This window comes from Peribacillus sp., from assembly GCF_059453735.1.
This window is the reverse complement of record NZ_JAZVJO010000123.1, coordinates 1-8,294: the sequence shown is the minus strand read 5'-3', so window position 1 is coordinate 8,294 and position 8,294 is coordinate 1. Positions and strand designations below refer to the sequence as shown.

Sequence of the window (8,294 nt, the reverse complement as noted above, 5' to 3'; positions counted from 1 at the left end):
CATAATCCTGACACCATGGAGACGAATGTGAAAGGGATTTATATTGCGGGTGTGATTGCAGCCGGCAATAATGCCAATTCCATTTTTATTGAAAATGGCCGTTTTCATGGAGGATTAATTGCTGAGAATCTGTCAAAATAAAAATAGAAAGCGGCGTTCCGGAATGGGTACGCCGCTTTTGTCATATGTATAGAATGATATTTAAATCTTAGAAAGCGAATATTTCCTGGATTTTCTGATGATTCGTCGTGATATGCAATACAATTAATAATTTAATCCTAGCCTTTTGGCCATTCAAGCCGTTTGAGAAAATCACACCAAGCTCTTTTAATTGCTTGCCGCCGCCATCGTATCCATAGGTGTCTTGAACAATCCCGTTAAAACAGCGAGAAACAATGACTACCGGTATATTAGCCGCAATGAGAGCTTTGATACCTGGGATGGTTTGAGGCGGCATATTGCCTTGCCCCAGCGCTTCAATAACTAAACCATCGATCTTCATCTCTTTTAAGCTGAAGAAAAGAGATGAATCCATTCCAGCATGAGCCTTAAGCAAGGTCACTCGCTTAGCTACTGTATCGAGCAGATACTTTTCTTCATAGAGTGGATTGTGGTGGAATATCACACTCCGTTTGGTGACAATCCCGATCGGTCCAAACTGCGGGCTTTGAAAGGTTGAAACATTACTTGTATGTGTTTTGGTCGCATTTCCTGCTGTATGTATTTCATCATTCAAAACGATTAAAACGCCTTTTCCTGAAGCCTCATTACTTGTGGCCACTCTAATTGATGAGATAAAATTATACAACCCGTCCGATCCAATTTCATTGCTTGAGCGCATGGCGCCAGTAACCACAATAGGTATGGATGAAGCAACGGTCAGGTCTAAAAAATAGGCTGTTTCCTCTAACGTATCTGTACCATGAGTAATAACCACTCCCTCAATATGCGAATCTTTTATTCTGGCTTCAATGATTTTTTTTATGTGCCCCATTTCTTTTGCGGTAATATGCGGTGAAGGAAGATTAAAAGGTTCTTCAATTAAGAAATCGACATCTTCGAAAAATCCATTCGTGTGTTTTTTGATTGGGTTTTCGATGGACAGTCCCACAGCACCTGTCTCAGAATCTTCCTCCATAGAGATCGTTCCGCCTGTATGAATAACTAAGATGCGCTTTGTCATTGTACATTCCTCCTGCTAACTGGGTCACCGGCAAAGTATTTCACGTTATTATTTGGTAAAATAAGGTGATGTTGGTGTTTTTCTTTTTCATGTTTCCATGATACGATTAAATAAAAAGAATGAAAAGGGGTCAGCCTATGCTGGTCATTTTGTCAGCTGGCACGGCTCCAGGTTTGGCCTTGCTTAGCTACTTCTATCTTAAAGATCAATATGAGAAAGAAACCTTTAAAACTGTGTTAAAAACATTCCTTTATGGCGTGTGTTTAGTCCTGCCGATTATGTTTCTTCAATATATCCTTCAAGTAGAACAAGTCCTTAACGGTCCGTTTGCACAAGCATTCCTGCAAGCATCCTTGCTTGAAGAATTTGTGAAATGGTTTTTTCTGCTGTATATCATCTATCCTCATGTAGATTTTGATGAACCCTATGATGGGATCATTTTCGGAGCGGGAATATCTCTAGGTTTTGCTACATTAGAAAATATTTTTTATTTAGTGGCTAATGGAGTCGAACATGCCTTTACTAGAGCGATGCTGCCTGTATCAAGTCATGCTCTATTTGGTGTCATTATGGGGTATTATATCGGAAAAGCGAAGTTCTCTCATTCCCATAAGCGTGTTTTCATATTTTCGGCACTAATCGTGCCGGTGATTCTGCATGGTGTGTATGATTATATTCTTCTAACGTTAAAACTGTGGATCTATTGGATTTTACCATTTATGGGTTTTCTCTGGTGGCTGGCTTTAAAAAAGGCAAAAAAAGCTCGGGATCATTCTGTTGTTCATACAAGCAAACTATTTTCACGAAAAGAAACGGGATAATATTCTGTTTCTTTTTTTTGTGGAAGAAGCTTCTGGGATAAAAATATTGTTAAAGAAGAAAATAGGTGTAAATCCATTTAGAAAAAAGGGAGTGTTTTTTGATGAAAGGAATTTCGTCAAAATGGAAAGGCCTGCTTTCTGTATGTGTAGTATCGATCTGTTTGGTTACCGCTCCTGCACCGAAAGAGGCTTTCTCGAATCAGATTATCCAAAGAGGAGCAAAGGGGGATGATGTTATTGAGCTGCAGGCAAGGCTGCAGAACATTGGTTATTACCATGGGAAAATAGACGGTGCTTATGGGTGGGGTACATATTGGGCACTTCGTAATTTTCAAGAAGCATTTGGTCTTCCCATAGACGGATTAGCAGGTGAAACAACCAAAAAGAAATTGACGAATGCATCCAACTTTAATAAAGCATTCGTCCATGAGCAGATTAATAAAGGCAATGAATTCACCTATTATTCAGGCGTTGATGTGGATAAACAAATTAAACAAAGTGAGACTCAATCAAAACCAAAATCAGAGAAAACGGAGACTACTAAATCAGCAAGTGTGCCCGGAGGATATTCACAAAATGACATTCAGTTAATGGCCAATGCCGTGTATGGTGAAGCAAGAGGTGAACCATATATAGGACAGGTAGCGGTGGCTGCAGTCATTTTAAATCGTATGGAAAGTCCTTCTTTCCCGAATACCATTTCAGGAGTGATCTTTGAGCCGCTTGCTTTTACAGCCGTCGCGGATGGCCAGATCTGGCTGACGCCCAATGAACAAGCTAAAAATGCGGTGATTGATGCGATGAATGGAATGGATCCAACTGGACAAGCAGAATATTATTTTAATCCGGATACAGCAACGAGTAAATGGATTTGGACAAGACCACAAATAAAAAAAATCGGGAAACATATTTTCTGTAAATAAGGAGGTGAACCATTCTTGATTAAAAACATTGTGATTGTATGCTTACTAGTTGTTGTTGCTGGAACCTCTTTTTGGGGCTATCAAGAACATAAAGAAAAAAATGCGATTTTAATTAATGCTGAGAATACCTATCAGCGTGCGTTTCATGACCTCTCTTACCATGTGGATCTCCTTCAAGATAAAATTGGGAATACATTGGCGATGAATTCAAAGAAATCGATCAGTCCGGCACTTACCGATGTATGGAGGATTACTTCTGATGCCCAGCATGACGTTGGTCAGCTGCCGCTTACGCTTCTTCCCTTTAATAAGACGGAGGAATTCTTATCGGAGATCGGAACATTCAGTTATCAAACGGCTGTTAGAGATTTGGATAAAGAACCGTTGAATAATGATGAATATGCCAAAATGGCCACGTTATATACCCAAGCTGGCGACATCCAAAAGGAACTGCGTAAGGTTCAATATCTTGTTATAAAAAATAATTTACGATGGATGGATGTTGAAACGGCTCTTGCCTCACAGAAAGAAAATAGTGACAATACAATTATTGACGGTTTTAAAACGGTAGAGAAAAAGGTAACAGGTTATCCTGAAAACTCACTTAATCCCAGCTTTTCAAGTACCAAATATGAAGATGAGAATTATCAAAAGTTAAAAGGGAAGAAAATTAATAAAGAAGAAGCCATTCAGATTGCTAAACACTATTCAGGGTTCTCGGGTAATCTGGAAACCAAAATTGAAAAAAATGGTAAAGGTGCGAATTATGGATTTTATAGTGTCAGTTTAGTCGATCGAGAGACCAAAGCAGAGGTAGATATGGATATTACCAAAAAAGGTGGTTTTCCGATTTGGTTAATTAATAATCGTGACATTAACGAGACAAAACTCTCGTTAAATGATGCTAATTTAAAGGCACAAAAATTCTTGAAGGATCACGATTTTGATCAATTTGAATTATACGAAAGCTCAGAGTATGATCATATCGGTCTTTTCAATTTTGTGGCGGTAGTGGATGGAGTCAGAATTTACCCTGATTCGGTAAAACTAAAGATTGCCCTAGATGACGGCGGCGTGATTGGTTTCTCTGCAGCTGACTTTTTGAAAACGCATAACGTGAACAGAAAGATAAATGAAGCGAGTTTAAGCATTGAAGAAGCAAAAGAAAAGATAAATCACAAAGTGACGATTATGGAAGAAAGAAAAGCGTTAATTATTAATGACTTAGGTCAAGAAACACTCTGTTACGAATATTTAGGGACAATTGATAATGATACGTATCGAATCTTCATTAATGCCGATAATGGAAACGAAGAAAAGGTAGAAAAATTAAAAAATCCAGAACCAGTTTATGAAAATATTCTCTAAAATGTAAGGGAAAGGTACGGAATGTACTTTTCCTTTTTCTATTTTCATGTAATAATAATGGCAGGATTTAACTTCTTAAGTAGTGGGTACTTTATACTAGTTTTGATGAAAGAAATAACATCCAGGAAGTGAAGAGAATGATTAAAGTTGGAGAAACATTAATTCTTGAACCTAAATTTGCCCAACATGAAGAAAAATATAAATGCATGGTTGTTGAACAAGATGAGGGCTGTGTGTTCATTGATTATCCAGTGAATATCGAAACTGGTAAAATCTCATTCTTAATGGATGGTACACAATTAAAAGTGACGTATACTGATTCGGAAAATGCTGTTTATATTTTTGAGTCAGAAGTGCTGGGTAGATTAAAAGCAAATATTCCTATGGTTCAGTTGTCATGTCCGGCAACGGATGGATTCCTTAAAATCCAGAGAAGACATTTTGTGAGGATAGGAACGGTGATGGATGCAGCGGTTCATCCAGAAGACCGGGAATTTATGCCATTTACAACAATAACGGAAGATATTAGTGCTGGTGGAGCGGCGTTAGTCGTTCCCAAAAATACTCAAATTGACTTAGCTTCTAAGGTTTATATATGGCTTGTGTTACCGTTTAAATCAGGCGAGATACAATACTTACGACTAAAAAGTGAAGTCATCCGGCTATTTGAAGAAAAGGACGGGAGAATGATGCTGTCTGTGCAATTTGTAGATAACACGGAAAGTGATACCCAAACCTTGTTTAGGTTTATCTTTGAAAAGCAGTTAGACAGAAAGAAAAAAGAATTAGCACAGTAATATAAAAAAGATGAATGAATTAAAAGATATTCTTCCATACTTGTACTATGAACAGGTGGAGGGATTTCATGAAATCAATCGAGCGGCTGCTTATTAAGCTCATTATCATTCAATTTATTTGTTTACTTGCCTTTCAAGCTTTTTTACATCAGGATGGATCTCTGTTAGAATCTAAAAAGTTAATTCGCTATGAAGGCGTTACGAGCACGAACCATGAAAAGGTGGTTGAAACGTTTAACCGTTTGAGCGATGATTGAAAGTGGGATTCCCGCTTTTTTTTTGTTTATTAATATTCATCATAAGATGAGGAATACATGAGTATCAAAAGAGTTTATGATAAAATAAGAGTGAACAGAACAGATCAGCATGTATTCATTAGGAGGATTTATGGAAAAGAAACTATCAGTGGCTATTGACGGTCCAGCAGCAGCAGGGAAAAGTACAGTAGCGAAAATAACTGCAGAGAAATTCAATTACATATATGTCGATACAGGTGCGATGTATCGGGCATTAACATATAAAGCATTACGTCAAGGTGTAAATGTGTCAGATGAGCTGGGATTGAAGCAGCTTTTAGAAAATACTGCAATTGAACTACAACCTTCTGAAATAGGTCAGATGGTCTACGTTGATGGCGAAAATGTTACTTCAGAAATACGTAATAATGAAGTAACAAGCACTGTTTCAGAGGTGTCTAAACATCGTTTCGTTCGAGAAGAGATGGTCAGAAGACAGCAGGAGTTAGGCCAAAGCGGCGGTGTTGTAATGGATGGAAGAGACATCGGTACGCATGTGCTTCCTGATGCAGAAGTAAAAGTCTTCCTAATAGCATCTGTAGATGAACGGGCACATCGCCGTTATCAAGAAAATATGCAAAAAGGGTTTTCAGCTGATATAGAGAAATTAAAAGAAGAAATCGCACTGCGCGATAAGCTGGATTCCGAGAGAGAGGTTTCTCCTCTTAAGAAAGCAGCGGATGCAATAGAGATTGATACAACGTCTCTTACAATTGAACAAGTAGCAGAAAAAATTATTGTTCTTATTGAGGAAAGGAAAGAGCGCGCTTGAACTTTTATACTTTTGCAAAAAACGTGGTAAAGATTGGACTATCACCCGTTTATAGAATCAAAGCCAGCGGCAAAGAACATTTTCCCAAAGAAGGGGGAGTTCTCATATGTGCGAATCACATAAATAATTTAGATCCGCTCGCGGTCGGTACTACCTCTCCAAGGGATATTCATTTTATGGCTAAGGAAGAATTGTTTCGAGCCCCTGTGATAAAGGGTATAATGCCAAAAATCAATGCTTTTCCTGTTAAGCGCGGGTTAAGTGATAGGGAGGCGTTAAGAAAAGGATTGGCCATACTTAAGGACGACAGAGTTTTAGGTTTGTTTCCTGAAGGAACCAGAAGCAAGACCGGGGAATTAGGCGAAGGCTTATCTGGAGCAGGTTTCTTTGCACTTCGCTCCCAAGCTCATATAGTTCCCTGTGCGATTATTGGACCTTATTCGTTTCTGGGTAAAGTAAAAGTTGTCTACGGAAAACCAATTGACTTCCAGCCTTATCGGGACCAAAAGGTATCAGCAGATGTTGCTACAAAAGTCATTATGGCTGAAATTCAAAAACTTATTTCTGAAAATAAATAACCCTTCTCGCTTGACAATTACACCATTTTATTAGAATTTAGTAAATAAGGGTATAATTCCGAATTATTAATTAATAGTGAAGCTACGTTGTATTTAGGTCTTATACAAGTATGTATAAGATGAAATCTGCACAGCAGTCATGGGTTAAGGAGGAGTTCGAAATGGCAGAAGACATGAATCAAGTGGAAGTAAACATCTTTGAGGTTGGCGATAAGGTTAAAGCTAAAGTATCAAAGGTGGAAGAGAAGCAAGTGATTGTAGATGTCGAGAATTCAAAAACAGACGGTATTATCCCAATTAGCGAGCTATCAAGTCTGCATGTGGAAAAAGCTTCAGATGCTGTTACAGAAGGTGACGAACTGGAACTGGAAGTAATCAAGGTCGAAGAAGAAGCATTAATTCTATCCAAACGCAAAATTGACGCTTATAAGGCTTGGGATCATCTTGAAGAAAAGTTCCAGTCCGGTGAAATCTTTGAAGCTGAAGTTAAAGATGTTGTAAAAGGCGGCTTAGTGGTGGACCTTGGTGTACGTGGATTTGTTCCAGCATCATTGGTTGAAGACTATTTTGTTGAAGACTTTGCTGATTACAAGGATCGAACGCTTACTTTTAAGATTGTTGAACTAGAAAAAGATAAAAACCGTTTAATCCTTTCTCATCGCGCTGTAGTTGAGGCTGAAAAAGAAAAACAAAAATCAAACGTGCTTGATACGATTGAAAGCGGGCAAACGATTACAGGAACTGTTCAACGTATTACTGATTTTGGCGCATTTGTCGATATTGGCGGAGTAGATGGACTTGTTCATATCTCTCAGCTGTCACATGAACATGTCGACAAAGTTTCTGATGTAGTTAAAGAGGGAGATCAGGTTCAAGTAAAGATTCTATCCATTGACCGAGTTAATGAACGAATCTCTCTATCTATTAAAGAAACATTACCAGGACCATGGACTGAAATATCGGAGAAGGCAAGTAAAGGATCCATACTCGAAGGAACCGTACGCCGTTTAGTTACCTTCGGTGCATTCGTCGAGATTTTCCCAGGTGTAGAAGGACTAGTTCACATTTCTCAAATATCCCACAAACATATTGGCACCCCTCAAGAAGTACTAAAAGAAGGCCAATCTGTGAAAGTTAAGGTGCTGGATGTGAACGAAGCTGAACAGCGGTTATCCTTAAGCATTAAAGAACTCGAAGAAGCCGGATCCGCATCATCATATGATTATGATATCCCCGAAGAAACCAAGGGATTCCAGCTTGGTGAAATGATTGGTGACGCATTAAATAAACTAAAATAAGAGATAGTTCTTTAAAAAACAAGTTTCCTAGCGGAAACTTGTTTTTTTGGTTTAGGAGGATTTCTCGGAGGAACTGCTGCAAGGCCAAATCTATTTGCATTGGGGCCAAATCCTAGTTTGCACAGAGAACCTCAAAACCAACGAGTTACTTTATTTAACAAGAGCAAATCCGATAGTCGGTTACGTAGAGCACAAGGAAAAAGGGCCGAAACTTATCGAGTTTGGGCCGAATCATCTGGATTTTGGTCCGAATGATCT

9 protein-coding genes are annotated in these 8,294 nt (G+C 38.5%); 8 read left to right on the top strand and 1 reads right to left on the bottom strand.

The window, feature by feature from the left end; genetic code table 11:
- Nucleotides 1-208: 208 nt before the first annotated feature.
- Nucleotides 209-1,183, bottom strand: coding sequence for an asparaginase (locus AC52RT_RS04095; protein WP_495539571.1), 975 nt, complete (start codon nucleotides 1,181-1,183; stop codon nucleotides 209-211).
- 137 nt (nucleotides 1,184-1,320) lie between these two features.
- On the opposite strand from AC52RT_RS04095, the gene prsW reads away from it, so the two are divergent.
- From prsW to rpsA, 8 genes are all read left to right on the top strand, one after another.
- Nucleotides 1,321-2,004: a glutamic-type intramembrane protease PrsW gene (gene prsW / locus AC52RT_RS04090; RefSeq protein ID WP_340846270.1), complete on the top strand. Its 684-nt coding sequence runs from the start codon at nucleotides 1,321-1,323 to the stop codon at nucleotides 2,002-2,004.
- Nucleotides 2,005-2,105: 101 nt separating this feature from the next.
- The gene (sleB, locus tag AC52RT_RS04085) at nucleotides 2,106-2,927 is read left to right on the top strand and encodes a spore cortex-lytic enzyme (RefSeq protein ID WP_495539570.1); all 822 of its coding nucleotides are present in this window, start codon (nucleotides 2,106-2,108) and stop codon (nucleotides 2,925-2,927) included.
- Nucleotides 2,928-2,942: 15 nt separating this feature from the next.
- Nucleotides 2,943-4,295 (top strand): germination protein YpeB, encoded by a 1,353-nt coding sequence (ypeB, locus tag AC52RT_RS04080; protein WP_495539569.1) that lies wholly within the window; start codon nucleotides 2,943-2,945, stop codon nucleotides 4,293-4,295.
- A 137-nt stretch (nucleotides 4,296-4,432) separates the two neighbouring features.
- On the top strand, nucleotides 4,433-5,092 hold the full coding sequence (locus AC52RT_RS04075) for a flagellar brake protein (protein ID WP_495539568.1): 660 nt from the start codon (nucleotides 4,433-4,435) through the stop codon (nucleotides 5,090-5,092).
- A 68-nt stretch (nucleotides 5,093-5,160) separates the two neighbouring features.
- Entirely contained in the window at nucleotides 5,161-5,349 is a 189-nt protein-coding gene (locus tag AC52RT_RS04070; RefSeq protein ID WP_495539567.1) for a YpfB family protein, read from the top strand.
- A gap of 130 nt (nucleotides 5,350-5,479) precedes the next feature.
- On the top strand, nucleotides 5,480-6,160 hold the full coding sequence (gene cmk, locus AC52RT_RS04065) for a (d)CMP kinase (protein ID WP_495539566.1): 681 nt from the start codon (nucleotides 5,480-5,482) through the stop codon (nucleotides 6,158-6,160).
- Complete coding sequence (locus AC52RT_RS04060; RefSeq protein WP_495539565.1) at nucleotides 6,157-6,738, top strand: lysophospholipid acyltransferase family protein; 582 nt, start codon at nucleotides 6,157-6,159, stop codon at nucleotides 6,736-6,738. The genes cmk and AC52RT_RS04060 overlap by 4 nt, the downstream gene beginning before the upstream one ends.
- 161 nt (nucleotides 6,739-6,899) lie before the next feature.
- Nucleotides 6,900-8,036: a 30S ribosomal protein S1 gene (gene rpsA / locus AC52RT_RS04055; protein ID WP_495539564.1), complete on the top strand. Its 1,137-nt coding sequence runs from the start codon at nucleotides 6,900-6,902 to the stop codon at nucleotides 8,034-8,036.
- The last annotated feature ends 258 nt before the right edge of the window (nucleotides 8,037-8,294 follow it).

Coding starts and splice junctions, on each gene's coding strand:
- AC52RT_RS04075 (WP_495539568.1), top strand. CDS start 4,433: ATGATTAAAGTTGGAGAAACATTAATTCTTGAACCTAAATTTGCCCAA.
- prsW (WP_340846270.1), top strand. CDS start 1,321: ATGCTGGTCATTTTGTCAGCTGGCACGGCTCCAGGTTTGGCCTTGCTT.
- AC52RT_RS04070 (WP_495539567.1), top strand. CDS start 5,161: ATGAAATCAATCGAGCGGCTGCTTATTAAGCTCATTATCATTCAATTT.
- rpsA (WP_495539564.1), top strand. CDS start 6,900: ATGGCAGAAGACATGAATCAAGTGGAAGTAAACATCTTTGAGGTTGGC.
- sleB (WP_495539570.1), top strand. CDS start 2,106: ATGAAAGGAATTTCGTCAAAATGGAAAGGCCTGCTTTCTGTATGTGTA.
- cmk (WP_495539566.1), top strand. CDS start 5,480: ATGGAAAAGAAACTATCAGTGGCTATTGACGGTCCAGCAGCAGCAGGG.
- AC52RT_RS04095 (WP_495539571.1), bottom strand. CDS start 1,183: ATGACAAAGCGCATCTTAGTTATTCATACAGGCGGAACGATCTCTATG.